This is a genomic window from Capnocytophaga canis, from assembly GCF_000827555.1.
GTDB classification, from domain to species: domain Bacteria; phylum Bacteroidota; class Bacteroidia; order Flavobacteriales; family Flavobacteriaceae; genus Capnocytophaga; species Capnocytophaga canis.
On record NZ_CDOI01000004.1, the window covers coordinates 1 to 548 of the forward strand.

The following is a 548-nucleotide window of genomic DNA, read 5'->3' on the forward strand; positions in this document are numbered from 1 at the left end:
ATTTTACTTCCATAAAAACCTTGACGTGTATTTATAAACCATATTTGCCCTGAATTGGAAAGTGTTTGATTTGAAGGGATTACTCCATAATGTTCCAATTCTTTATGTTTTCCTCCAATGCTATGTTTTTCAACATATTGTGCATAATGAGTAAAATATAATATTTCTTTGTAAATATATTCTCGTTTATACAAATCAATTATTTGGGAGGCAGAAAAGGGAGTGTTAGCAACAACACCTCCAAAATCAGGAGCTTTAAATGACTCACGTTCAGCTAATTTAGGGCTTGATTTTCTAACATACACATCTGTTTGAGGTGCTAACTCTGGTTTAATCAAATATAAAACAGGAATATCTTTATAAATTGGAATGGGACAACTTTTTAGTACTTTTGTTTTATCTATTTGATTTGCATTAAAAAAACCATAACTCTCAACACATTCAGTGGTACAATATTTTAGAGACTGATTTCCTACCACACAATATTCCAAATCCACGTTTGATAAATTTTTAATTTCCAAGTAATCAGCTCCTTTTGGGGTGTAATT

At 30.7% G+C, this 548-nt stretch carries 1 pseudogene; it reads right to left on the bottom strand.

Going from position 1 to position 548, the window contains the following annotated elements:
• Positions 1–548, bottom strand: a pseudogene (locus CCAND38_RS11680) (hypothetical protein); the annotation flags it as partial.